Origin of the sequence: Streptomyces sp. NBC_00353, assembly GCF_036108815.1 — a bacterium.
In the GTDB taxonomy this organism is placed as follows: Bacteria; Actinomycetota; Actinomycetes; order Streptomycetales; family Streptomycetaceae; genus Streptomyces.
The window spans coordinates 6,436,683-6,460,679 of the sequence record NZ_CP107985.1 but is presented as its reverse complement, the minus strand read 5'-3'; the positions used below and the strand labels follow the sequence as shown (position 1 = coordinate 6,460,679).

At 71.0% G+C, this 23,997-nt stretch carries 19 protein-coding genes and 1 tRNA gene; 9 read left to right on the top strand and 11 right to left on the bottom strand.

Annotated elements, in window-relative coordinates:
* Positions 1–895: 895 nt before the first annotated feature.
* The 3 genes from OHA88_RS29155 to OHA88_RS29145 all read left to right on the top strand — a co-directional run bounded on the left by OHA88_RS29155 (position 896) and on the right by OHA88_RS29145 (position 2,943).
* Positions 896–2,131, top strand: a complete 1,236-nt coding sequence (locus OHA88_RS29155; RefSeq protein ID WP_328627685.1) for a helix-turn-helix domain-containing protein — start codon at positions 896–898, stop codon at positions 2,129–2,131.
* A gap of 10 nt (positions 2,132–2,141) precedes the next feature.
* Entirely contained in the window at positions 2,142–2,744 is a 603-nt protein-coding gene (gene orn / locus OHA88_RS29150) for an oligoribonuclease (RefSeq protein WP_267005035.1), read from the top strand.
* Between the two features lie 126 nt (positions 2,745–2,870).
* Positions 2,871–2,943 (top strand) — tRNA-His (locus tag OHA88_RS29145).
* Positions 2,944–3,061: 118 nt separating this feature from the next.
* Here the strand turns inward: OHA88_RS29145 and OHA88_RS29140 are convergent.
* The 8 genes from OHA88_RS29140 to OHA88_RS29105 form a co-directional block, all read right to left on the bottom strand.
* Positions 3,062–4,093 (bottom strand): LacI family DNA-binding transcriptional regulator, encoded by a 1,032-nt coding sequence (locus OHA88_RS29140; protein ID WP_030970874.1) that lies wholly within the window; start codon positions 4,091–4,093, stop codon positions 3,062–3,064.
* A 290-nt stretch (positions 4,094–4,383) separates the two neighbouring features.
* The gene (locus OHA88_RS29135; RefSeq protein WP_328627684.1) at positions 4,384–5,859 is read right to left on the bottom strand and encodes a GH1 family beta-glucosidase; all 1,476 of its coding nucleotides are present in this window, start codon (positions 5,857–5,859) and stop codon (positions 4,384–4,386) included.
* A 169-nt stretch (positions 5,860–6,028) separates the two neighbouring features.
* Positions 6,029–6,949 carry a carbohydrate ABC transporter permease gene (locus tag OHA88_RS29130; RefSeq protein WP_328627683.1) on the bottom strand — a complete coding sequence of 307 codons (921 nt, stop codon included), beginning with the start codon at positions 6,947–6,949 and terminating at the stop codon, positions 6,029–6,031.
* Positions 6,950–6,964: 15 nt separating this feature from the next.
* Entirely contained in the window at positions 6,965–7,963 is a 999-nt protein-coding gene (locus OHA88_RS29125; protein ID WP_267005031.1) for a carbohydrate ABC transporter permease, read from the bottom strand.
* A 211-nt stretch (positions 7,964–8,174) separates the two neighbouring features.
* On the bottom strand, positions 8,175–9,503 hold the full coding sequence (locus tag OHA88_RS29120) for an ABC transporter substrate-binding protein (protein ID WP_328627682.1): 1,329 nt from the start codon (positions 9,501–9,503) through the stop codon (positions 8,175–8,177).
* A 965-nt stretch (positions 9,504–10,468) separates the two neighbouring features.
* Positions 10,469–11,950: a cellulose binding domain-containing protein gene (locus OHA88_RS29115; RefSeq protein WP_328627681.1), complete on the bottom strand. Its 1,482-nt coding sequence runs from the start codon at positions 11,948–11,950 to the stop codon at positions 10,469–10,471.
* 130 nt (positions 11,951–12,080) lie between these two features.
* Positions 12,081–13,499: a HAMP domain-containing sensor histidine kinase gene (locus OHA88_RS29110; RefSeq protein ID WP_328627680.1), complete on the bottom strand. Its 1,419-nt coding sequence runs from the start codon at positions 13,497–13,499 to the stop codon at positions 12,081–12,083.
* Positions 13,496–14,215, bottom strand: a complete 720-nt coding sequence (locus OHA88_RS29105; protein ID WP_328627679.1) for a response regulator transcription factor — start codon at positions 14,213–14,215, stop codon at positions 13,496–13,498. Before OHA88_RS29105 ends, OHA88_RS29110 begins: the two co-directional genes overlap by 4 nt.
* A gap of 89 nt (positions 14,216–14,304) precedes the next feature.
* Between OHA88_RS29105 and OHA88_RS29100 the strand changes: the two genes are divergently transcribed.
* Positions 14,305–14,844, top strand: a complete 540-nt coding sequence (locus OHA88_RS29100; protein ID WP_328627678.1) for a hypothetical protein — start codon at positions 14,305–14,307, stop codon at positions 14,842–14,844.
* Positions 14,845–14,855: 11 nt separating this feature from the next.
* Here the strand turns inward: OHA88_RS29100 and OHA88_RS29095 are convergent, their stop codons facing one another.
* Together OHA88_RS29095 and OHA88_RS29090 are read right to left on the bottom strand one after the other, a co-directional pair.
* The gene (locus OHA88_RS29095) at positions 14,856–15,758 is read right to left on the bottom strand and encodes a spermidine synthase (RefSeq protein WP_328627677.1); all 903 of its coding nucleotides are present in this window, start codon (positions 15,756–15,758) and stop codon (positions 14,856–14,858) included.
* 89 nt (positions 15,759–15,847) lie between these two features.
* Positions 15,848–16,327 carry a hypothetical protein gene (locus tag OHA88_RS29090; protein WP_425895668.1) on the bottom strand — a complete coding sequence of 160 codons (480 nt, stop codon included), beginning with the start codon at positions 16,325–16,327 and terminating at the stop codon, positions 15,848–15,850.
* A 243-nt stretch (positions 16,328–16,570) separates the two neighbouring features.
* Between OHA88_RS29090 and OHA88_RS29085 the strand changes: the two genes are divergently transcribed.
* A complete protein-coding gene (locus OHA88_RS29085) occupies positions 16,571–17,932 on the top strand; it encodes a tetratricopeptide repeat protein (RefSeq protein WP_328627675.1) in 1,362 nt (453 codons plus the stop codon).
* A gap of 185 nt (positions 17,933–18,117) precedes the next feature.
* Here the strand turns inward: OHA88_RS29085 and OHA88_RS29080 are convergent, their stop codons facing one another.
* The gene (locus tag OHA88_RS29080) at positions 18,118–18,714 is read right to left on the bottom strand and encodes a histidine phosphatase family protein (protein ID WP_328627674.1); all 597 of its coding nucleotides are present in this window, start codon (positions 18,712–18,714) and stop codon (positions 18,118–18,120) included.
* A 248-nt stretch (positions 18,715–18,962) separates the two neighbouring features.
* Here OHA88_RS29080 and OHA88_RS29075 point away from each other — a divergent pair, with 248 nt between their 5' ends.
* Genes OHA88_RS29075 through OHA88_RS29060 form a run of 4 tightly spaced genes read left to right on the top strand, consistent with a single transcriptional unit; the run spans position 18,963 to position 23,920 of the window.
* The gene (locus tag OHA88_RS29075) at positions 18,963–19,892 is read left to right on the top strand and encodes a phosphatase PAP2 family protein (protein WP_328627673.1); all 930 of its coding nucleotides are present in this window, start codon (positions 18,963–18,965) and stop codon (positions 19,890–19,892) included.
* Entirely contained in the window at positions 19,792–20,991 is a 1,200-nt protein-coding gene (locus tag OHA88_RS29070; protein WP_443044304.1) for a hypothetical protein, read from the top strand. Before OHA88_RS29075 ends, OHA88_RS29070 begins: the two co-directional genes overlap by 101 nt.
* Positions 20,982–22,589, top strand: a complete 1,608-nt coding sequence (locus OHA88_RS29065; RefSeq protein ID WP_328627671.1) for a hypothetical protein — start codon at positions 20,982–20,984, stop codon at positions 22,587–22,589. The genes OHA88_RS29070 and OHA88_RS29065 overlap by 10 nt, the downstream gene beginning before the upstream one ends.
* Complete coding sequence (locus OHA88_RS29060) at positions 22,586–23,920, top strand: AAA domain-containing protein (protein ID WP_313937430.1); 1,335 nt, start codon at positions 22,586–22,588, stop codon at positions 23,918–23,920. The genes OHA88_RS29065 and OHA88_RS29060 overlap by 4 nt, the downstream gene beginning before the upstream one ends.
* Positions 23,921–23,997 lie beyond the last annotated feature (77 nt).

Genomic DNA, 23,997 nt, shown 5'->3' with positions numbered 1-23,997 from the left:
TCCGGGAATCATCTTCCCAACCCCTTACCCCCAAGGGTACGGCGCCACTCCTCCACTGCCCAGACCCCCGCAAAGCGCGTGCGACGTTCCAGGGAGCATGCCCGAGGCGGCACTGTATGGCAATGCCGGTTGCGTAGTACATCGAGCTTGCGTGAACAGGAGACAGCACTCGGTGACCAGCGGGCGGGCAGGCGCCGCCGGTCACACGCCGGCACAGCGAAGTCACTGCACCGCGCGCTCCGCACCGAATTGCAGCATCCGGGAGCACTGCGGCGGTGATGCCGGGAAGCGACACCACGGCGGTGTTCAGCTGTTCACCGGCGCCGGTCGCCCGCGTGGCGTTCGGCACATCCGTCGCCCCGTCCGCCGGTACACCCACCGGCCGGATACCGCCATCCGACCGGGGCCCGCCGTCCCCCTCGCGGCCTGCCGGACCCTCGCCCCGCCCACCCGGCCGCCGGCGCGTACGGGCGCAGTCGCTCCGTCAGGGTTGCGCGCCGGTCAAACGACGGATTCAGACTTGCGCAACCATACATTTTCAGCCAACTTCTCACCCCTGCCCATTCCTTGGGGAATTGGCCGATCAACCCCCTTGCCACCAGGCAAGAAGAGACCAGGCGGTACGCTTCCACCCGACGGGGACGGGCCACGAATACGAGGCGCACTTCCCTGCACGGCTTCTGAGTGAAACGCTTCGTGATCGAATGCTTCCCGCCAAGTTGCCTTGTCGACATAGTGCTGGTTGGTCAACTTGTCACGCCGGCACCGCGGGACGCAGTAGATTCGATCTTGGGTCCCGAAGACTGGGGACTCGCGCAAGACCGAGGGGAAATGTGCAGGAGCGACAGGCCCGTAAGGACCAGGGAGACGCGAACACCGAGGGGGGCTTAGCGTCATGAGCCAGGACTCCGCCGCCGCAACGGAGGCTGTACGGAAGCTCAGCGGACGACGACGTCGGGAAGTCGTCGCCGTGCTGCTCTTCAGCGGCGGCCCCATCTTCGAGAGCTCCATCCCGCTCTCCGTGTTCGGAATCGACCGTCAGGACGCGGGAGTTCCGCGCTACCGACTGCTCGTCTGCGGCGGGGAAGAGGGACCGCTGCGGACCACGGGGGGACTCGAACTCACCACGCCCTACGGGCTGGAGGCGATCAGCAGGGCAGGCACCGTCGTGGTGCCCGCCTGGCGTTCGATCACCTCGCCGCCGCCCGCAGAGGCGCTGGACGCGCTGCGCCGCGCCCACGAGGAAGGGGCCCGCATCGTCGGGCTGTGCACCGGGGCGTTCGTGCTCGCCGCCGCGGGGCTGCTGGACGGCCGCCCGGCGACCACGCACTGGATGTACGCACCGACGCTGGCCAAGCGCTATCCGTCGGTCCATGTCGATCCGCGTGAGCTGTTCGTCGACGACGGCGATGTGCTCACCTCCGCCGGGACGGCGGCCGGCATCGACCTCTGTCTGCACATAGTCCGCACGGACCACGGCACGGAGGCCGCCGGGGCGCTGGCCCGCCGGCTCGTGGTGCCGCCGCGGCGCAGTGGCGGTCAGGAGCGCTACCTCGACAGGTCTTTACCTGAAGAGATCGGCTCCGACCCGCTCGCCGAGGTCGTGGCCTGGGCGCTGGAGCATCTGCACGAGCAGTTCGACGTGGAGACGCTGGCCGGGCGCGCCTATATGAGCAGGCGGACCTTCGACCGAAGGTTCCGTTCGCTCACCGGCAGCGCACCGCTCCAGTGGCTGATCACCCAGCGGGTGCTGCAGGCTCAGCGGCTGCTGGAGACGTCCGACTACTCGGTCGACGAGGTCGCGGGCCGCTGCGGCTTCCGCTCGCCGGTCGCGCTGCGCGGACATTTCCGGCGCCAGCTGGGCTCCTCCCCCGCCGCGTACCGGGCCGCCTACCGGGCCCGCCGTCCGCAGTCCGGGGCGCCGGACCCGGTGGCGACCGCGATCGAGACGGTCGTGCCCGCACAGGGCACGTCCGCGAGCCGGAGGGCCGGTGCGACGGGGACCCCGTCGGGCCCCGTGGCCGCAGCCTCCACGGCGGTCGGTACGGGTCAGCCGGATCACGGGAAGCCGGGGTCCGATGCGTACGCCACGGGACGCCCGACCCTGCCGGGGCAGCGCAGCGCCCCGTAGGGTGGGGCGTATGAACGATCGCATGGTGTGGATCGACTGCGAGATGACCGGGCTCTCGTTGACGGAAGACGCACTCATCGAGGTGGCCGCACTGGTCACCGACTCGGAGTTGAACGTGCTCGGCGACGGGGTGGACATCGTGATCCGCCCGCCGGACAGGACCCTGGAGACGATGCCCGAGGTGGTGCGGCAGATGCACACCGCCTCGGGCCTCCTCGACGAGCTGGCCGGCGGCACCACCCTGGCCGACGCCGAGGCCCAGGTGCTGGCCTATGTGCGCGAGCACGTGAAGGAGCCGGGCAAGGCCCCGCTCTGCGGAAACTCGGTCGGTACCGACCGTGGCTTCCTGGCCCGCGACATGGCGGCTCTGGAGGGCTACCTCCACTACCGGATCGTCGATGTGTCCTCGATCAAGGAGCTGGCCCGCCGCTGGTACCCGAAGGCGTACTTCAACAGCCCGGAGAAGAACGGCAACCACCGGGCGCTCGCGGACATCCGTGACTCGATCACGGAGCTGCGGTACTACCGGGAAGCGGTCTTCGTACCGCAGCCCGGGCCGGACTCCGAGCAGGCGAAGGCCATTGCGACACGCCTGACGCAGCAGTCGGCTTAGACCCTCGGGAAGCCGCTGGTCACGGGCGCTTCAAGGCCTGGGATCAGCGGCTGAACAACAAGGGCGCGAGCACCCTCTCGGACCCTGTACACTTTTTCTCGGCCGGTCAGAAAAAGATCGGACATGGTGGGTATAGCTCAGATGGTAGAGCACCTGGTTGTGGTCCAGGATGTCGCGGGTTCGAGTCCCGTTACTCACCCTGAAGGGAAGGGCCCCGGTCTTCGGACCGGGGCCCTTCTCGTGTGTCCGTACGACTGAGCCTCCCTCACCAGGCCCTTGTGTGACGGTGGTCACTCCAGCCCCTGGCCCGGGGCGCGTCAGGACGAATCGCGGACGACGAGTTCCGTCGGGAGCACGATCTGCGGGCGCTCCTCGTTCTCGCCCGCGATCTCCTGGAGCAGCACCCGCGTCATCACCCGGCCCATCTCCTCGATCGGCTGGCGCACGCTGGTGAGCGCCGGGTCCATGTGACGGGCCACGGCCGAGTCGTCGAAGCCGATCAGCGCCACATCGTCCGGGATCCGCCGGCCCGCCTCGCGGAGTACCTGACGGGCACCCGCGGCCATCACGTCGGAGGCGGCGAAGACCGCGTCCACGTCGGGGCGGCGGGCCAGCAGCTCCCGCATGGCACGGGCGCCGCCCTCCTCGGTGAAGTCGGCAGGGGCGATCAGTTGCTCGTCCGGGCCGAGACCCGCCGCCGCGACCGCCTTGCGGTAGCCGTCGAGGCGGCGCTGCGCGCCGTACACATCGAGCCGCCCGGTGATCGTGGCGATGGAGCGGCGGCCGCGGGAGATCAGATGGTCGACGGCGCCGCGGGCACCCTCGAAGTTGTCGGAGTCGACCGCGGCGAGCGTCTCGGAGGCGGATCTGCGGCCGCTCATCACGGCCGGCATGCCGAGCTGTTCCAGCAGGTCCGGCAGCGGGTCGTCGGCGTGCACGGAGACCAGCAGCACGCCGTCGACGCGGTGCGCGGTCAGATACTGGGCCAGCCGCTTGCGCTCGCGGTCGTTGCCCACGAGGGTGAGCAGCAGCTGCATCTCGGTGTCGGCGAGGGCCGCACCGACCCCGCGGACGATGTCCGAGAAGTACGGCTCGGCGAAGAACCGGGTCTCGGGCTCGGGCACGACGAGGGCGATGGCGTCCGTGCGGTTCCCGGCGAGTGCGCGGGCCGCTCGGTTGGGTACGTATCCCAGCTCGGCGACGGCAGCTTCGACCGCCTCACGGGTGTGCTCGCTGACCCGTGGCGAGCCGTTGATGACCCGTGAGGCCGTGCCACGCCCGACTCCGGCCCGTGCCGCGACCTCTTCGAGCGTGGGCCGCCCGCCGCTCCGTACTCGCGCTGCCGCCATGGCTGCCTCCCGTTCGCGGTCAACTTCTCATAGTCGGATAACCAAGCCAAGTCCACCTGTTGGACCCCGTGACACCTGTCCGACCTCGGAAGGCCTGCCGGGTCCCAACTATGGGAGCGCTCCCACCCTACGGGATGGCGACGTCGGGTGCAGGTGACCAGGGGGTACGGATCTGCGGATGCCCATCCGGGGGCGGCCGGAACATCGGGAGCTGCGAAAACGACGGAGACCCGGCGCGGGCCGGGTCTCCGTCGTCTGTCGCGTGCGCTTGCCTGGGAAAGCCAGAGGAGTCAGGGGAGTTCGGGAACCGGCGGAAGGGCGTGACGGCGGATCACATCGGCGTACCAGTGGGCGCTCGCCTTGGGGATGCGGCGCTGGGATGCGTAGTCGACGTAGACCGCGCCGAAGCGCTTGGAGTATCCGTACCCCCACTCGAAGTTGTCCATCAGCGACCACAGGAAGTAGCCGCGGACATCCGCGCCGTCGGCGACGGCCCGCTGGACGGCGTCGAGGTGGCCGCGCAGGTACTCGATCCGCTCCGGGTCGTCGACCCGGCCGTCGGGCGAGACCTGGTCGTCGAAGGCCGCACCGTTCTCGGTGACCATCAGGGGCAGGCCCGGGTGGTCGTGGGTGATGTCCATGAGCAGCGCGTACAGCCCGTCGGGGTCGATCGCCCAGTTCATCGCGGTGCGCTTCTTGCCCTCCGAGAGGTGGAAGGCGACCTGCTCGGAGCCGGTCCACGGGGAGTGGTCGCTGTTGCCGTGACCGTCGTCGCGGGAGTCACCCCTGCCCGCTTCCGGCATGGAGACGATCGTGGGCGTGTAGTAGTTCACCCCCAGCACATCGACGGGGCGGGAGATGGCTGCCAGGTCGCCGTCGTGGACCAGCTTCGACCAGTCCACCAGGTGCGAGGTGTCGGCGATCAGGTCCTCGGGGTACGCGCCGCGCAGCATCGGGCCGGTGAAGATCCGGTTGCCGACGGCGTCGATCCGACGGGCGGCGTCCGCGTCGGCGGCGCTGTCGGTCAGCGGGCGGACCTGGTGCAGATTGAGGGTGACCGAGGTCTGCGCTCCAGCGGGGAGTCGACCGCGCAGTACCTCGATCGCCCGTCCATGGGCGAGGTTGAGATGGTGTGCCGCGCGCAGGGTGGCCGCCGGTTCGGTGCGGCCGGGGGCGTGCACGCCGGAGCCGTAACCGAGGAAGGCCGAGCACCACGGCTCGTTGAAGGTGGTCCACACGGGGACCCGGTCGCCGAGGGCGCCGGCCATGATGGCGGTGTAGTCGGCGAAGCGCTCGGCGGTGGCCCGCTCGGGCCAGCCGCCCGCGTCCTCCAGCTCCTGGGGAAGGTCCCAGTGGTAGAGGGTGGCGACGGGGGTGATGCCCGCCTCGAGGAGCTCGTCGACGAGCTTGCGGTAGAAGTCCAGTCCGCGTTCGACGGCGGGGCCGCGGCCGGTGGGCTGCACCCGGGACCAGGAGACGGAGAAGCGGTAGGCCTTCAGCCCCAGCTCCTTCATCAGCGCCACGTCGTCCCGGTAACGGTGGTAGTGGTCGGCGGCGACATCGCCGGTGTCTCCGCCCAGAACCTTGCCGGGGGTGTGGCTGAAGGTGTCCCAGATGGAAGGGGTGCGGCCGCCCTCGGCAGCCGCGCCTTCGACCTGGTAGGCGGCCGTGGCCGCCCCCCAGACGAAGCCCGTCGGGAAGAGTGTCGGCGAGTTCGTTGCCTCGGATGCCGGCTTCGGGGTGATGTCAGGTCGTACGGCAGTCATGCGGGAGCGCTCCCATGTATGGACGGAACAGAGGCAGGGGGAGGGAGAGAAAGGTACGGGGCGGGGCTCCGGGCCCGTACGGCCTGGTGGTCGGGGACAGGCCGTACGGGACGTCCGGGACGGGGCGGCGGGTGACGGAGTGCCACCCGGCGGACCGGGTGCCGTCGGGTCAGCCCTTGACGGCGCCGGACATGATCCCTCCGACGATCTGCTTGCCGAAGATCACGAAGACCACGAGCAGCGGCAGCGTACTGATCAGCGCACCGGCCATGACGATGCTCTGGTCGGGGGTGTAGGAGGCGCTCAGCTGGCCGAGGGCCACCTGAAGCGTCGGGTTCTGCTGGTTCAGGGCGAGATAGGGCCAGAAGAAGTCGTTCCACGCCTGTACGAAGGTGAGCATCCCGAGCACCATCATCGCGGGGCGGGCCACCGGGAGCACCACGCTCCGCACGATGCGGAAGTTGTTCGCGCCGTCGATCTTGGCGGCCTCGATCAGCTCGTACGGAAGCGCCTCGCTCAGGTACTGGCGCATGAAGAACACGCCGAACGCACTGACCAGCGTCGGGAAGATCACCGACTCGAGGTTCCCGCCCCATCCGATGTCGGACATCATCATGAACAGCGGGACGACGCTGAGCTGCGGCGGGATGGTCAGGGTGGCGATGACTCCGGTCATCAGCGCGCCGCGGCCCCGGAACCGCATCTTGGCGAAGGCGTATCCGGCCAGGGTGCAGAAGAAGAGCGTCGCCGCCGTGATGCAGCTGGACACGATGACGCTGTTGACGATCGCCTTGCCCAGATGGGCCTGGCTCCAGGCGGCGTCGAGGTTGTGCAGCAGCCGGCCGCCCGGCAGGAACGGCGGAGTGGAGGCCAGCACTTCGTCCTGGGTGTGGGACGCGGCCACCAGGGTCCAGTACAGCGGCAGCAGCGAGCCGATACCGACGACGGCCAGCGCGATGTAGGCGAACGGACCGCCCTGCAGCTGCTTGCCGGCGCCGGGCTTGAAGCGGCTCGGGCGCTTCGGGAGGCGGTGTGCGGAAGGTGCCGGGAGGCCGAGCTCCGGGACTTTGGTGGGGCTGGTCATGGTCATGGATATCGCTCCCGGTCAGGCCGCGGATTTGCGTACGAAGCGGCCGATGAGCCAGTTGACCGCGGCGATGATCAGCAGGAGGGCGAGCATCGCCCAGGCCACTGCGGCGGCCGGACCGAGATGCCCCAGGTTCCAGCCGTAGTTGTAGAGGTAGACGCTGAGGGTCTCGTACTGATTCTCGTTGCCTCCGGTCGCGCCGAGGGTGCCGCCCTCCAGCAGCAGGGGCTCGCCGAACAGCTGCATGGAACCGATGGTCGAGATGACGATCGTGAAGAGGATCGTGGGCCGCAGCGAGGGAATCGTCACCTTGCGGAACTGCTGCCAGCGCGAGGCTCCGTCGAGCGAGGCCGCCTCGTACAGATCGGTCGGTACCGCCTGCATCGCGGCCAGGTAGATCAGGGTGTTGTAGCCGGTCCAGCGCCAGATCACGATGACCGAGATGGCGATCTTGGACGTCCAGTGCCCGTTGACCCAGTTGGTGTCACCGAGGCCGACGAAGTGCAGCGCCCAGTTCAGCAGACCGCCGTCGGCCCGGAAGACCAGGGCGAAGACGAGGGCCGCGGAGGCCACCGAGGTGGCGTACGGGGTGAGGACGACCGTCCGCCAGAAGGTGCTGGCGCGGAGCTTGTAGTTCAGCAGATGGGCCAGGCCCAGTGCGACGAGCAGCTGCGGGACCGTCGACATGACACCGATCAGGAAGGTGTTGCTGACGGCCGTCCAGAACTCCGAGTCGTGCAGGATCTTGTCGAAGTTGTCCCAGCCGACCCATTCCATCTGGTTCAGTCCGGTCATCTCCACCCGGTGCAGGGCGATCCAGCCGGTGTAGACCAGCGGATAGAGCCCGAAAGCACCGAAGACGAGGAAGAACGGGGCTATGTAGGCGTACGGCGATGCCTTGTCGTCGAACCGCCAGAGCCGGCTCCGCCACGTCTGTCGGCGGGCGTTCGCCGGTGTCTGCTGGGAACCGCGGGGTGGCGGGGCGTATGCATCCCGGGTGGGAGTCGAGGTGGCCACGGGCGGGAGTCCTTCCCTGGATTGCTGGTTACCCGGGTACGGGGCTGGATGGGCCGAAGGCGCGTGCGGTGGGCTCGCACGGGGCGGCCGGGGAGATACCCGGCCGCCCCGTGCACGCCCATCGGGAGACAGGCTGTGCGCGGCCCCGGTGCCCCACGGGGTGGGGACACGCAGGTGCGGGCGGCCCGGGGGCCGCCCGCTGCTGCGACCGTCAGCCGATCGCCTTGTCGATCGCCTCGGTCGCTGCCTTCCACGCGTCGTCGGGGCTGGTGCCGCGCTGCTCCATGTTGTTGATCTGGGTGGAGATGGTGTCCTTGATGACGCCGTCCTTCGGGCCGAGAACGGTCTCGGGGATGGACTTGGCCTCGCCCGCGTAGATCTGGCCGATCGGCGCGTCGTTGAAGTACGGGAGCTTGGCGTTCTTCACGTCGGGCAGTTCGTACGCGCCCTTGTTGGACGGGAAGCTGCCGATCGCCTTGAAGACGGCGGCCTGCTGCTCGGGGGCGGTCAGCCACTTGACGAGCTTGGTGGCCTCGTCGACGTTCTTGCCCGACTTGGGCACGCCGAGGAACGAGCCGCCCCAGTTGGCAGCCGTCGCGCCGGGCGCGGTGGTGATGCTCCACTTGCCCTTGTTGGCGTCACCGGCGTTGATCGAGATCTGACCGGCCATCCAGGCGGGGCAGGCCACGGTGGCGATGGTTCCCTTGCGCAGGGCGGCCTTCCACGGGTCGTTGAACTGGGCGAGGCCCTGCGTCAGCTTCTTGTCCGCCGCCTCGGCCGCCAGGTTCCAGCCCTGCTTCACGCTGGGGCTGTCCTTGTAGATCGCCTTGCCGCTCTCGTCGTAGTACTGCTGCGCGTTCGAGCTGACGACGGCGTTGAACATCGCGCTGGCGGAGTCCATGAAGAAGGTGCCCTTGGGGGCCTTCTTCTTGTACTCCTCACCGAGCTTGAGGTAGTCCTCCCAGCCCCCGGCGACCTTCGCGGCGACCTCGTCGCGGTCGGTCGGCAGACCGGCCTTCTTGAAGAGGTCGGTGTTGTAGCAGAGCGACATCGGTCCGATGTCGGTACCGGCACCGATCACCTTTCCGTCGGGCGTGGTGGCCTGCTTCTCCTTCCAGGACACCCAGTCGTCGACGTTGATCACCTTGCTGAGATCGGCGAACTGGTCCGCCTTGGTGTCGACGAGCTCCTTGATCCGGCCGACCTCGAGGCCCTGGACGTCCGCCAGCCCGCTGCCCGAGTTCAGCTGCTGGAGCAGCTTGGGGTAGTAGACCTTCTCGTCGGCGGTGACGTCCTCCTTGACCGTGATGTTCGGGTGGAGCTCGTGGTACTTGGCGAAGAGACCCGCTTCCTTGTAACCGAACTGCCCGAAGTCGGCGACGGTCAACGTGATCTTCCCGTTTGCGTCGGAGCTCCCGCTGGAGTCCGATGAGTCCGAGTCGCTGCATCCGGTCAGCAACAGGGCGGTGGCCGTCAGGCCCGTGGTGGCCACCAGCGCGGCTCTGCGACGCCGGCCGGCGGCGGTGCGGGTGATACGCATTCCACTACTCCTTGTTCCAGGGCGGGACTGGCGTTCTGACTGCGCGCCGTACGCGCAGGTGAGTGCAAGTGCCAGATGTTGCAGGGGGGAAGACACGGGCAGTGCCGTCCGCACGAGAATTTCCCGTGCGATGTGGGAGCGCTCCCATGCGCCGATGCCGGAAGGTTGCTGCCTCAAGGGGGTGGGTGTCAAGAGTTGAAGACGGTTCCGTTGCCCGAGTGTGTCCTGCAAGTCACGCGACCGTGTCCGGTCGAAGCCTTGCCTAAGCGTTCGAGCGCCACCCATCGACGGCGCGCGCCCGTGAATACGCCCAGGCCGGCGAGGTGCTGGAGCGGAACAGGGGGCGGGAATCCGGCAGAAGCAGACCAGCCGCGCTGTTTTTGCGTGCACCATCGGGCCGGTTCGGCCACGGCCGGATATTGCTCGCCCGCCCACCGGAAGGTGAACAGGGTGCGGAGCCAGGGGGCACGTTGGGCCGCATCCGCGTTCTCCCTCCGAACCGTGCGGCCGAGGTGAAGCGGTGCCCTGTGGCCCAGCGTTCGCCGAGGTGGGTTCAGCGCGCGAAGCCGGGTCGGCGTGGCCTCCGGTTCGGTCCGGGCGGAGGTCCACATCGTGGACTACACGGAACACGCGACGGGGACGGGACAGCGCAGCCCGGCGTGGGCATACGTGGAGTCCTGGGTGGACGGGTCGGTGCGGTGGGGAGCGGCGCGGGGCAGGACACGTCCGTGCTGACGGCGTCGATCCCGGCGGTGCTCGGCACGGTGAACCGGAGGGTGTGACGGGGCGGGTCGCGGCCACGCGATGCCCTCGGTCGCCGGGCGGGCCGGAAGATCAGGCCCGCCCGGCGACCGACGTCGGAACCGCTTCGCAAAAAAAAGGGGGCGCACCCCGGCCGGATGTGGGGGGTGTGGGGCCGGCCGGGATGCGCGCGGGGGGGGTGGCGGTCTGCGGGGTGGAGAGAGCTACTTGTACGCGCCGAACGCCTTCGTGAAGGCGAGCGGCTCCTGCACGATCGAGCTGCACGACGCATCCGCCGACGGCTTCGCCCCGCCCGCGCACGCCTTGTCCCGCGTGCCCGACCACATCGCCAGCCATCCCAGGCCCTTCTCCTGGGCGAACTTCACCAGCTGCGTGGCGTCCTCGACCTTGAAGATCTCGGTGCTGACGTCGTTCACACCGATCATCGGGGTGACGGCCACGGCCTTCCACGCCGCCGCGTCCGACAGCCCCAGCACACCCTTGATCTGGGCCTGCGTCGCGGTCGCCGCCTGGATCGCGTACGAGCCCATGTCGCCGCTGTACGAGGCGCCGTAGTCCATCGCCATGATGTTGACGGCGCCGACCTTGACGCCGTTCTTCTTCGCGTCGGCGATCAGGTCCACACCCGGCTGGGTGAGGCCCTCGGGCATGACCGGCAGGGTGAAGGACACGTCGAGGGCCGGGTGGGACTTCTGGAGCTGTGCGATCGCCTGGGCGCGGCGGGAGTTGGCCGCCGTGTCGGGCAGCGCGCCGCCTTCGATGTCGAAGTCGACCTTGGTGAGCTTGTACGTGTCTATGACCTTGCCGTACGCGGCGGCGAGGTCGGTGGCGGAGGTGCAGTTGAGTGCCAGTTCGGAGCCTGCCGCGCCGCCGAAGGAGACCCGGACGTCGCCGTCCTTGGCGCGCAGCGCGCCGATCTGGGAAGCGACGTGGTCGTCACCGAGGGCGGTGACGCCGCCCCAGAGCGGGGCGCAGCTGCCGCCGGAGGTGATGAAGGCGAGGTTGAACTCCTTCACCCCCGTCTTGCTGACGGTGTCGACCAGGTCGTACGCCGGGTAGAGGGAGGTGTCGACGTACGGGGCGAAGCCGGCGCCGCCCGCCGTACCGCTGCCGCCCTCGGTCGCGGTGGGGGTGGGTGTGGGGGTGGGGGTCGCCGTGGCGGTCTGCGTGGGCTTGGCCGTGGGGGTGGCCGTGGGAGTCGGGGTCGCGGTCCCGGTCGGGCGTCCGCTGGGCTCCGGCGTCGCTCCGGTGTCGACGGAGCACTTGGTGTTGTTGATCAGGCAGCCGGTCGGGTCCGCCGCCGTGCCGTCCGAGGTGGTGACGAAGCCGACGGTGGCCGACTTGCCGGGCGCCAGCTCCTTGTTCCAGCCGGCGGGCTTCACGGTGACGTGGTTGCCGCTGACGGTGTGTTCGCCGTTCCAGAGGGAGCTGATCCTCGTGCCCGCGGGCAGGTCGAATTCGAGTGTCCAGTCCGTCTGGACCTTGTCGGTGTCGTTGGTGACGACGTACTGCCCGGTGTAGCCGCCCGTCCAGCCGCTGGTCCTGGTGTACGCGGCACCTACCGAAGCGGCCTGTGCCGTGCCCGTGAGGGCGAAGACCGCGGAGCCGATCACTGCCGCGGCGACAACGGCGCCGATCGCCTTGGTCCTGGTGCTCGCCGTGCGCCGGTGCGTACTGGTGCCCATTGCGTGCCTGCCTCTGTCGTACGGGGGTGGGGGTGCGGGAGCACGCTAGCGGCACGGAAACCGGCAAATGGGCTGTACCGGGCATGAGTTGATGTTCTTAGGGTTCGCTTAAGGGACGCATCGGTGCTGGTTAAGACCGGCCCGCGGACCGGAGGCGGCGGCGCTGCCGGCCCACCCGACGACGGCGCCCGCCCTGCCCGGGCCGACGCCCGTCGAGCCAGATCCAGATGCGGACCTCCGTGCCGCCGAGCACCGACCGCCCGATCCGCACATCGCCACCGGTGGACTCCGCGACACGGCGGACGATGTCGAGCCCGAGCCCGGTCGAGCCCACCGAGCCCCGCGCCCCTCCCCCACCGCTTCCGCCGCGCGCCAGCGCCGCCTTGGGGTCCGCTATGCCGCCGCCCGCATCCGAGACCAGCACGATCACGGCGTCGCCGCTGTGGTGCACGTCGACGGCGAAGGCGGTGCCTTCCGGGGTGTGCCGGAAGACGTTGCCGAGCAACGCATCGAGCGCGGCGACGAGTTCGGGCCGGGCGACGGGGATCCGTACCGTACGGTCCACTCCCGCGAGGCGCACTTCGCGCCCCTCGTCCTCGGCGAGCGCAGACCAGAAGTCCATCCGCTCGCGGATCACCTCGGAGGCATCGCAGCCGGCCCCGGGCCCACTGTTCAGTCCCTGGGTCTGGGGGCGTTGTTCGCGGGCGGTGCGGATGATCGTGTCGACCTCGTGCTCCAGCTGCTCGACGGCGGCCCGGGTCTGCTCGGCGGCCGGGCCCTCGCCGAGCGAGGCGGCGTTGAGGCGCAGGACGGTGAGCGGGGTGCGCAGCCGGTGCGAGAGGTCGGCGGCCAGTTCCCGTTCGTTGGCGAGGAGCTGCACGACCTGGTCGGCCATGGAGTTGAACGCGACGGCGGCGGAACGCAGTTCGGTCGGCCCCTCCTCGCGGACCCTGGTCCCCAGCCTGCCCTCCCCCAGGTCGTGGGCGGCGCCCGCGAGCCGCTGGGCGGGCTTCACCATCCGTACGCCGAGCCGGTCGGCGACCGCGACCGAGCCGACGATCAGCGCGATGCCGACGCCCGCCAGCATCAGCCAGGCGGTGGCGACCCCGTTGGACTCCTCGCCCTCGGGTACGAACACCTCGACGACGGCGATACCCCCGGACCCCAGCGCGGTCGGCTGGAGCAGTGCGGAACCGCCGGTGACCTCGCTGATCGAGGCGCGCCCCGAGGTGCGTACGGTCTCCACGTCCTTACGGGTGGCGCGCCGGGTGCCGATCTCCAGCGGCCGGCTGTCCGGCTCCTCGGAGGCGGGGATGTGGACGGCCATCCGGCCCTCGCCGCCCGGCTCGGTGGTGAGGACGGCCGTCTCCAGTTCGGCGCGGTCGGTGGTGATGGAGAGGGTCGGACCGATCGTGGCGGCCTGCCGCTCGGCGTCGGAGAAGGCCCGGTCGCGGGCCATCTCCTTGATGACGAGACCGAGCGGTACGGCGAAGGCGATGACGACCATCGCGGTGACGGCCAGGCAGACCTTGACCAGGGCCCATCTCATACGGGCTGCTCCGGGTCCGGCGGCTGCAGCGCGGGCGGCTGGAGTTTCACGCCGACGCCACGCAGGGTGTGCAGATAACGCGGCCTGGCCGCCGTCTCGCCCAGCTTCCGTCGCAGCCAGGAGAGATGGACGTCGATGGTCTGGTCGTCACCGTACGACTGCTGCCAGACCTCGGCCAGGAGTTCCTTGCGCGGGACGACGACCCCGGGGCGCCCGGCGAGAAAGGTCAGCAGATCGAACTCGCGGCGGGTGAGGTCGAGCGCGGTGCCGTCCAGTTCGGCCTGGCGGCGCAGCGGATCGATGGAGAGTCCGCCGACCTGGATGACACTCGGCGGCGGTGCCCCACCCCCGGCGGCGCGCGAACGGCGCAGCACGGCAGCCATTCGCGCCGACAGGTGTTCCACCGAGAACGGCTTGATCAGGTAGTCGTCGGCGCCGTCGTTCAGCAGTCGGACGATTTCGCTCTCGTCGTCCCGCGCGGTCGCGATGATCACGGGTACGTCGGTGATGCCGCGGAGCATCTTCAGCGCCTCGGATCCGTCGAGGTCGGGCAGACCGAGATCGAGGATGACCACATCGAATCGGAAGTGGGCGACTTCGCGCAGCGCTTCCAGCGCGGTGCCGACACTCCGTACCGTATGGGAGGCCTCGGTCAGGTGCCGGATGAGGGCGGAACGTACGAACTGGTCGTCCTCGACCACGAGCACACTTGGCATGGGCGGCACCGTACGCCATTGACCGGCCCGCGGTCCTGTCCGTGTGGGTACGGGGACAGCACGGGGCCCTGTGGTGCAGGATGTGCCGGATGCAACGAGGACTCGTACACGCGCTCGCGTGGTCGCTCGCCACCGGCGCTGCGGTCACGCTGTCGTGGTGGGGTGTGCACACGGTGATGGCGGGGACGGCGTACGACCCGCCGCGCGCGGTGCCCATCTCCGCGAGCGCCCGTGACAGCCACAGCGGAGCGGGCGCGTTGTCGTCCTCGACCAGCCGCCCGCCGTCGTCGCCGGCGCCGACGCCCAGCAGCACCCCTCGTACCACTCCGAAGCCGTCCACGACCCCGCCCCGGCAACCGTCCCGCACCCCGTCGAGCAGCCCGTCGGCCCCGCGCCCGGCCAAGCCCTCCGGCACGGTCAAGAGCTACCCGACGGACGGCGGGCGGGTCGTCTTCGAGCTCGGCGCCGACTGGGCGAAGCTCGTCTCGGCGACACCGGACCCGGGCTGGTCGATGCGGGTCTGGACGAACACGACCTGGATCCGGGTGAACTTCACCACCGATGACGGGACGACGGTGTCGGTCTTCTGTACCTGGAACGACCATCCGCCGATGGTCGAGATCGTCTGATCACCGGCCGCTCATTCGAAGGCGGAGGGCGGAGGCGCGGGTGACGGACGGGCGTCCGCATCGCTCACCGGTGCCGCGCCGCCGGTGAAGTCGGCGAGCTCCTTGCCGTGTTCGACGCGTCCGGGGTGCGGGTCGGTGGCGACCCGGCGGGTAAGTTCGGCGACCTTGAGCGGGAGCGCCGAGGCGAGCAGCACGGCGTTGCCGAAGCGGCGGCCTCGCAGCACGGCCGGATCGGCGGCGAGTGCCAGCTCCGGGAAGACGGTGGCGGCGGTGGCGATCTGGCCGCGCAGATGGGCCAGCGGCGGACCGTCGGCGAGGTTGGCCACATACTGTCCGGCGGGCTTCAGGACCCGGCGTACGTCGGCGAGGAACTCGGCGCTGGTGAGGTGGGCGGGCGTACGGGCTCCGCTGAAGACATCGGCGATGACGAGATCCGCCCAGTCGTCCGGAATCTTCCCGAGCCCGGCGCGGGCGTCGGTGGAACGGACCCTGATCCGGGCCTGCGGGTCCAACGGCAGCTCCCGGCGGACCAGTTGGACGAGCGCCGCGTCCAGCTCGACGACCTGCTGGGTGGAGCGCGGCCGGGTCGCTGCGACGTACCGGGCGAGGGTGAAGGCACCGCCGCCCAGGTGCACGACGTGCAGGGGCTGCCCTGCGGGGGCGGCCAGATCTGCGATGTGACCGATCCGGCGCTGATAGGCGAAGGAGAGATGCGAGGGGTCGTCGAGGTCGACGTGGGACTGCGGGGCGCCGTCGAGGGTCAGCGTCCAGGCGTGCGGCCGCTCCCGGTCGGGGATCAGCTCGGCGAGACCGCCGTCGACGGTCTCGGAGAGGGTCTCCGGCTTGCGGTCGGACTTGCGGTCCGCTCGTTTCCGGGCGCCCGCACCACCGCTCGACGCACCTCGACGTGCCACTGACGCTCGTCCCTACTCACTGCTTCACCGCCCGGGCCGGTGCAGGACCGGCAGCGACGGGGAAACCCGCCCACCTGGCCATTATGGGCTCAGCGGCAGTTGTCGGCCGCCTCGATCAGCCGGGCCGCCTGGTCGAGTGCGGCGCGCAGCGCGGCCGGATCGGTGACCGCGGCGGCGGGCGGCAGCAGCCAGCCACCGCCGGAGACCGGCGGCTCGGTGGGGATGCGCAGCCCGCGGCCGTTCGTCTGGGTACAGGCACTGCCCGGCACGTCCCAGGCCTCGGCGGTGCCCGGCGGCACCAGGAAGCCGAGGGTGTCGCAGGCGCCGTCGTGCAGGACCGGGCCGACGGCCTCCTGATCGGCGCCGCGGCGCAGGATGTCCACGGCCTCCAGCCCCTGGCGGGCCGGAACGGTCACCAGATCACAGGGGCCGCCGCCGAGGAAGGTGCCGGGGGGATCGCACTCCGCGGTTCCGGGATCGGCCTTCGCCGTACGAGTGGTGGCAGTACTGGTCGTCGCCGTTCGGGTCGCCGCAGTCGTCCGCGAGCCGGCCTCCGTGCCGAGATGCAACAAGGGACCTCTCCTCTCATCGCCGGGCGGAGCCAGACTCCGTCTCCGCATGGACCAACGCGTCGACTACGTCAAGGGCTACGGTGCGGCACCGCCGCAAAGGGTGGCAGTTCATGGCGGATCGTGGGTGAGATATCCGTTTTGTAGGCAAACGCTGTGTGTGTGGGCTGTCACAGCGGGTACGTTCTTGCCCCGCCGGACACCGGAACCAGGCGCCCGGCTTGCACCAGAGAGGGCCCAGCCATGGTGTCGACAGGGGCAGTTCCCAACCTCGCCTTCCGACGGCTGCGCGGACCGCGCTCCGCCGGGGAGTTCGCTGCCGCGGTACGCAGGTCCGCCCGCGAGATCGGCGAGCAGGTCGCGTGCGACGCCCGGTACATCGGACGCGTGGAGTCCGGCGAGATCCGCTGTCCCAACTACGCGTACGAACGAGTCTTCCTGCACATGTTCCCCGGGGCGACCCTGGCGGATCTGGGCTTCTCGGCGCGCGAGTCCGTACGCGGCCGGGCGGCGAGAACCACCGGCAACGCCCCCGATACCCCACCACCCCCCACGCTCCAGAGCGACACCGACGAGGAGAGCGACGTGCTGCGTCGCGTATTCATGACGAGCGGCACCACCGCGATGGCGGCCGCATCCCTGGGCCTCGGCCTCGACACCACGACCATCGCCGCCGCTGCCGTGCCCGTCCAACGGCGGGTCGGCGAGGCCGAGGTGACGGCCGTCGAGAAGGCGGTACGGCAGATCCGGCTGCTGGACGACCGGCACGGCGGCGGCGGCCTCTACCGGCGGGCCGCGCAACCGCTGCGGGCGGCCTACGCGCTGCTGGACGAGGGGACCATCACCCGCCGCTCCACCTCCGACCGGCTGCACGCCGGGGCCGGTGAACTGGCCATCTCGGTGGGGTGGCTGGCGCATGACTCGGGACGCTTCGACGACGCCCGCTCGCACTATGCGGAGGCGCTGGCCACTGCTCGGGTGGCCGGGGACCCGGCGCTGGAGGCGCATGCGTTCTGCAATACGTCGTTCCTGGCGAGGGACACGGGGCGGCCCCGTGAGGCGGTACGCGCGGCGGAGGCCGGGCAGCGGGCGGCGGGACCCCTGGGCTCACCGCGGCTGCTGGCGCTGCTCGCGCTGCGGGAGGCAGGGGGCCGGGCCGGCCTCGGCGACCGAAGCGGTTGCGAACGGGCGCTGGGGCGGGCGCACACGGCGTTCGGCCGCGGGGCGTCCGATGCCGACCCGGAGTGGATGACGTTCTTCCGGGAGGCGGAGCTGGAGATGCTGGAGGCCCAGTGCTGGTCGGCGCTGGGCGACTGGCCGCGGGCGGTCCGCCATGCGCGGCGGGCCACACAGCTCCAGGATCCGCACTTCACCCGGAACCTGGCGCTGTACCGCGCCGAGCTGACGACCGACCTGGCCCGGGCCGGCGCCGCTGCGGAGGCGGCCACGGCGGGGCAGCAGGTGCTGGACCTGCTGGCCCAGGTCCAGTCCTCCCGCATCCGGGCGATGCTGGCGGCGGCGGTGCAGGTGCTGCGGGCGCAGTGGGGGTCGCCGGAGGTGACGGAGTTCCTGGACCGGTACGGGGAGGCGGGGGCGGAGGCGTAGCGCGGGGTGCCGCCCCACGCGACGCACATCCGGGTCCGCCGCACGGGTTCCGTCCTCAGTCACCGGGCGGGCCGAATTCGGCCGCGCGGGCTGAGATTCGGACCACGGTTCGCCCCACCCGCTGGCCACAGTTCGAGCCCGTCCGGCGATTGAGGACACCTACGCCGCCGGGTGGGCGCAGGACCTCACCGGTCCAGGTGGCCCGTGTCGTTCCAGCGTTCGAGGGCCGGTGCCCCGTATGCCCATCCGAGCACCGACAGCGACGTCGGGTCCAGGCGGATGCGGGACGCGAACGACACGTCCTCGCCCAGCCAGCGCGCCCCCAGCGCCCGCAGGATGTGACCGTGGGCGAAGACCAGCACGTCGCGTTCGGCCGAGCGCGCCCAGTCGACGATCTCGTCCGCACGGGCGGACAGCTCGTAGAGGGTCTCGCCGTCCGGTACCCCGTCGCGCCAGATGAACCAGCCCGGCCGGATCGCCTGGATCTCGGCCGGCGTCATGCCCTCGTACGCCCCATAGTCCCACTCCATGAGCGCGTCCCACGGCTGCGCCCGGTCCGCGAAGCCCGCCAGGTCGCAGGTCTCCCTGGCGCGGACGAGCGGGCTGGTGCGGACCTCCAGGCCCGGCAGGTCCGCCCACGGTCCGCGGTGCAGCCGCTCGCCCAGCAGCTTGGCGCCCGCGCGGCCCGCGTCGAGCAGAGGAATGTCCGTCCTGCCGGTGTGATTGCCCTTGACGGACCATTCCGTCTGGCCGTGCCGGGCGAGCAGGATACGCGGTGCCATGACGGCTCTCCCTGAATCTTGGTTCGGAGAAAACGACAACAGGGACGGGTGATCCGCCTTTTTCCATCATCGCTCACGTGCCCGACAGGCAACCTCCGGGGCCGAACACGCGTCCCCTTCCCCGCGGAGAAATCTCCGCACGAACCGGGGCATCCGCAGGGGTACCCCCGGGGGAATCGCGGCCGATCTGCACCGTACGGTTGAACGGCCGCCCTCGGTCGCATGAACACATGATGGAGAGCTTCCGAATGCCGCTTGCCACCGCGTCCGCGCCGAGCCACCGGCCTCGCTGGTGGGCCGAGCTGCCGCTGATCGCGGTCGTGTACGCGGTCTACTCGGCGGGCCGGCTGCTGGTCCGCAGCGATGTGTCGACCGCTGTGGACCACGGGCTGCGGATACTGCATCTGGAGAAGACGCTCTTCCTCAACGCGGAGCACCCGCTCAACCGGCTGATGACCGCCCACCCGTCCATCGGCATACCCGCCGACTTCGCCTACGCCTCACTGCACTACCTGGTCACCCCGGCCGTCCTGATCTGGATCTACCGGCGCCGAGCCGCCGTGTACCGCACCGCCCGCACCTGGTTGATGACCTCCACACTGCTCGGCCTGGTCGGCTTCGCGCTGCTGCCGACCTGCCCGCCGCGGCTGCTGCACGCCACGCACGGCTTCGTCGACACCATGGCCCAGTACAGCTCGTACGGCTGGTGGGGCACCGAGGCGAGCGCGCCGCGCGGGATGGGCTGGATGACCAACCAGTACGCCGCGATGCCGAGTCTGCACGTCGGCTGGGCGCTGTGGTGCGGGATCCTGCTCTGGCGTCACGCGCGGCACCCGCTGGTACGCGCCGCGGGCGTCATGTACCCGCTGGTCACCACGATCGTCGTGATGGGCACGGCCAACCACTACTTCCTCGACGCGGTCGCGGGCGCTGCCGTGATGGCCGTCGGAGCGCTGCTGACCTGGCCGGTCATGCGGCTCGTCGACCGGGTCAAGGTCGCGGTACAGGCCCGGTTCGCACCAGCCGCATCGGCCACGAAGTCCCCGATTGTCAGTGCCGGATGCAAGACTTCCGCGGGTGAGCGAATCCCCGGCCAGCGGACCTCCTCCGCAGACTCCACCGATGACGCAGCATCGGGCGACGCAGCAGACGACGGCGCTCCGGCAGCGGCTCGCTGAGCTGCGCGGTCCGGCCGTCGCCCCGCATCCGCTCGATGCCCGCGCGCTGGCCGCCCTCGCCGCGAACCCCGGCTGCAAGCGGCGCGCCCTGCTGGACGGCGCCGGGGTGGACAAGGCCGCGCTGGCGACGGCACTCGGCTCCCCTGCCGCGTTCGGCCAGTCGCAGTTCGCGTTCATGCGGGGCAACGCCTTCGAGGCGAAGGTCAAGGCCGACGGCGGTACGGAGCTGATGCGGCTGCTGTACGAGCGGCTCGGCGGCGGCAGCGAGGCGCCGCGCAAGGTCCTGGTACCGGATCTGACGGCAGCCGGTCCCGAGGGACGCGCGGCCCGTACGGCGCTGGCGCTGCGGGAGGCGACGGGCGCGGGCGGCTGGGCGCTGCTCGACCATCCGATGCTGGCCCTGGAGGTGGCGGGCTCGCCCGCCTATCTGGAGCCGGACGCGGTGGTCGTGCACCCCGACGGCCGGTGGACGGTTGTGGAGATCAAGTCGTTCCCCATGATCGACAGTTCCGCGGATGCGGCGAAGGTCGGCGCGGCGGCCCGGCAGTCCGCGGTGTACGTCCTGGCGCTGGAGCGGATCGCAGCGGTCACTCCGGGCGCGGAGGTCGGCCACCGGGTGCTGCTGGTCTGCCCGAAGGACTTCTCCAACCTGCCGACGGCGTCGGTGGTGGACGTACGCAAGCAGCGCGCGGTCACCCGCCGTCAGCTGACCCGGCTGACCCGGATCGAGGAGATCGCGGCCGCCCTGCCCGAGGGCACCACCTTCGACCCGGAGTGTTCGCCGCAGGAGCTGACGGCCGCGGTCGAATCGGTCACGGCGGCATACGCACCGGAGTGCCTGGCCGCCTGCGAACTGGCCTTCCACTGCCGGGCCAAGGCACGCTCGGCCGGTGCGGTGCAGGCGCTGGGCCGGAGCGTCCGGGGCGAGCTCGGGGGTCTGACGACGGTCACCGACGTACTGGCCGCGGCTGCGGGCAAGGAGGGCGACCCGGCGGATCCGACGGTCGCGGCCCTGCGCCGCGCGGCGGCCCTGCGCGCGGAGGCGCTGGAAAGAGCGACCGGTCAGGCAGCTCCGGAGGGCGGAACGCCATGTCACTGATCAGCACCCTGGCCCGGCTCGAGGCCGTGGAGAGCGGGCGGGCACAGCCGATGGCCACCGTTCTGCACCGCCATCTCAGCGGCCGGCCGCTCGTCCTCGTACCGCTGACCACCGCCGGTGAGGCGGGCGCCCCGCTCGGCGCGCTCGTCGGAACCGACCGGGACGCGCCGCGGCTGTTGACTGTCGCCCAGCCGCGCGACCGTGACCTGCGGTTCGCGTTCCTCGCCGACCTGGCCGAGGCGGTCCTGCCGCACATCGAGTCGTACGCGGACGTGGTCGAGCAGGCCGAGCGCAACGAGACCGATCCCGAGACCGGCAAGAAGGTCAAGGTCAAGGTCGAACTGTGCACGGACGCACCGCAGTTGATCGTGCCGAGCCGGGCGGGTATCGACTTCGTGCGGCTGCTGGGCCGTTCCATGCGGTTCCGGCGTACCGCCGAGGACGATCCGGACACCCCGTACCCTGCCCCGGCCCGTGTCCCGCTGCTCGGCCGCTGGCTGACGCACTACGGGGAGCGGGCCCGGGTGCCGGGCTCCTCGCTGCTCCTCGCCGCGACCGATCTGCTGAACCGGCACTGGGCGACCGGGCAGTCCACGCTGGAGGACCAGCATCTCGGGGCTCTGCTGGCCTGGATCGACCCTCCGGCGGGCGAGTCCGGGGCCGAGGCCGCGCTCCGGGCCGAGCTGGAGCGGGACGGCGGCGGCCAGCTGGTGTGCCCGCCGGCCGGTCCGGCCACGGACCCGGCATTCGACAACCGGCTGCTCGCACCGGCGATCGAGAAGTACGACCGGGCGCGCACGGCACTCGCGGCGGCCGAGGACGGGCTCGCGGCCGACGCCCGGCTGGCCGAACTGACAGCGGCCGAACGGGAGATCGGATCGCTGCTCGCCGGGGTGCTGCGGCCGACCTGGGATGCCGTGTGGCGGGGGCTGGACCTGATGGCGCAGCTGCCGCCCGGGGCCAGGTCCGAGGACCGCTGGACCCGGGACCGCTGGTCGTTCACCGGCCACCGGGACCGGGTGCGGTCCGGGGAGCCGCCGCAGCCGCGCCGCGACGACGCGGTGACGGCAGCCCAGAAGCTGGCGTCCCGGGAGACGGCGCAGGCGCAGCTGGAGGCCCAGGAGGCGCTGGACGATCCGCTGGTGCTGGCCGGGCGGCGGCTGGCCGGCGAGGCGTTTGTCGGGGAGGTGACGGAGGTGGTGATGGCGTACAGCGAGTCGAAGCGGCCCTCGCCGCGCCCGCTGGTCACGGTCCGGACGGACGAGCGCCCGCATCTCGGTGAGCGGACGAAGGTGTACCGCTCGCTGGACGGCAGGCCGCAGACCGCGGAGTTCGTGGCGTATGCCTCCGAGGACGCCGCCGGACCGGAGGAGGTCCTGCTCGTGCTGCGGATCACCGACCGGATGGGCCGGAGCAAGGAGCCGGCCCCGGGTTCGCTGCCGGAGCCGGGCGACCGGATCGCGTGGACGCTGTTCGAGCACGACCAGCGCGGCGGCCCGAAGCTGCCGGACCCGGAGGACACCCCCTGGACGCACGGCGGTCCGCCGGGCGCCGCCGCCGAGAACCCCGACCCCGTGACCGCGGAGGACCCTCTGTGACAGCCGTATTCGACCCGGGCGCGGCGGCGGGACGGGCAACCACCGCGATCCTGGACGACACGCTGCACGGCACGGCACGCGGCATCGTGGTGGACTCCCCGCCGGGCGCGGGCAAGTCGACGCTGGTGGTGCGCGCCGCGCTCGAACTGGCCGCTGCCGGGCGCCCGTTGATGGTGGTCGCACAGACCAACGCCCAGGTCGACGACTTGGTGGTGCGGCTGGCCGAGAAGGACCCGGGGCTGCCGGTCGGAAGGCTGCACAGCAATGACTCGGACCCGTACGACAAGGTGCTGGACGGCCTGGCCAACGTACGGAAATCGGCAAAGGCGGCGGACCTCGCCGGACTTGACGTCGTCATCTCGACGGCCGCCAAGTGGGCGCATGTGAAGAACGTCGAGCCGTGGGGGCACGCGATCGTCGACGAGGCGTACCAGATGCGCTCGGACGCGCTGCTGGCCGTCGCCGGGCTCTTCGAACGGGCGCTTTTCGTCGGCGATCCCGGCCAGCTGGACCCGTTCTCGATCGTCGGCGCGGACCAGTGGGCGGGGTTGTCGTACGACCCGTCGGCGAGTGCGGTCTCCACACTGCTGGCGCACAACCCGGAGTTGCCGCAGCACCGGCTGCCGGTGTCATGGCGGCTGCCCGCGTCGGCGGCGCCGCTGGTCTCGGACGCGTTCTACCCGTACACCCCGTTCCGCAGCGGCACGGACCACGGCGACCGGCGGCTGTCGTTCGGTGTCGCGTCGGACGGCTCCGCCCCGGACCGGGTGCTGGACGAGGCCGCGGAGTCCGGCTGGGGTCTGCTCGAACTTCCGGCCCGGCACACCCCGCGCACGGATCCGGAGGCGGTACGGGCGGTGGCCCTGGTGGTGCGCCGTCTGCTGGACCGGGGCGGCGCGGCGACGAGCGAGCGCTCCCCCGAGCCCGCCGCGGTGACGGCGGACCGGGTCGCGGTCGGCACCGCCCACCGGGACCAGGCCGCGGCGGTGCGGGCGGCGCTCGCGGAGCTCGGTGTGACGGGTGTGGCGGTGGACACGGCGAACCGGCTCCAGGGCCGCGAATTCGATGTGACGGTGGTCCTGCACCCGCTGTCCGGCCGCCCGGACGCCACGGCGTTCCACCTGGAGACGGGCCGGCTGTGCGTCCTGGCCTCGCGGCACCGCCATGCCTGCATCGTGGTCTGCCGCGAGGGCGTCTCCGACCTGCTGGACGAACATCCGTCGACGGAACCGGTCCAGCTGGGTGTCACGGTGAAATTCCCCGACGGCTGGGAGGCGAACCACGCGGTCCTGGCACATCTCGCGGAACACCGGGTGCGGTGGGCGCCGTGACGCGGTGGGCGCCGTAGCGTCGCCGGTGCGGTGGGCGCCGCAGCACCGTCGGTGCGAGCGTCCGTAACGTCGTCGGG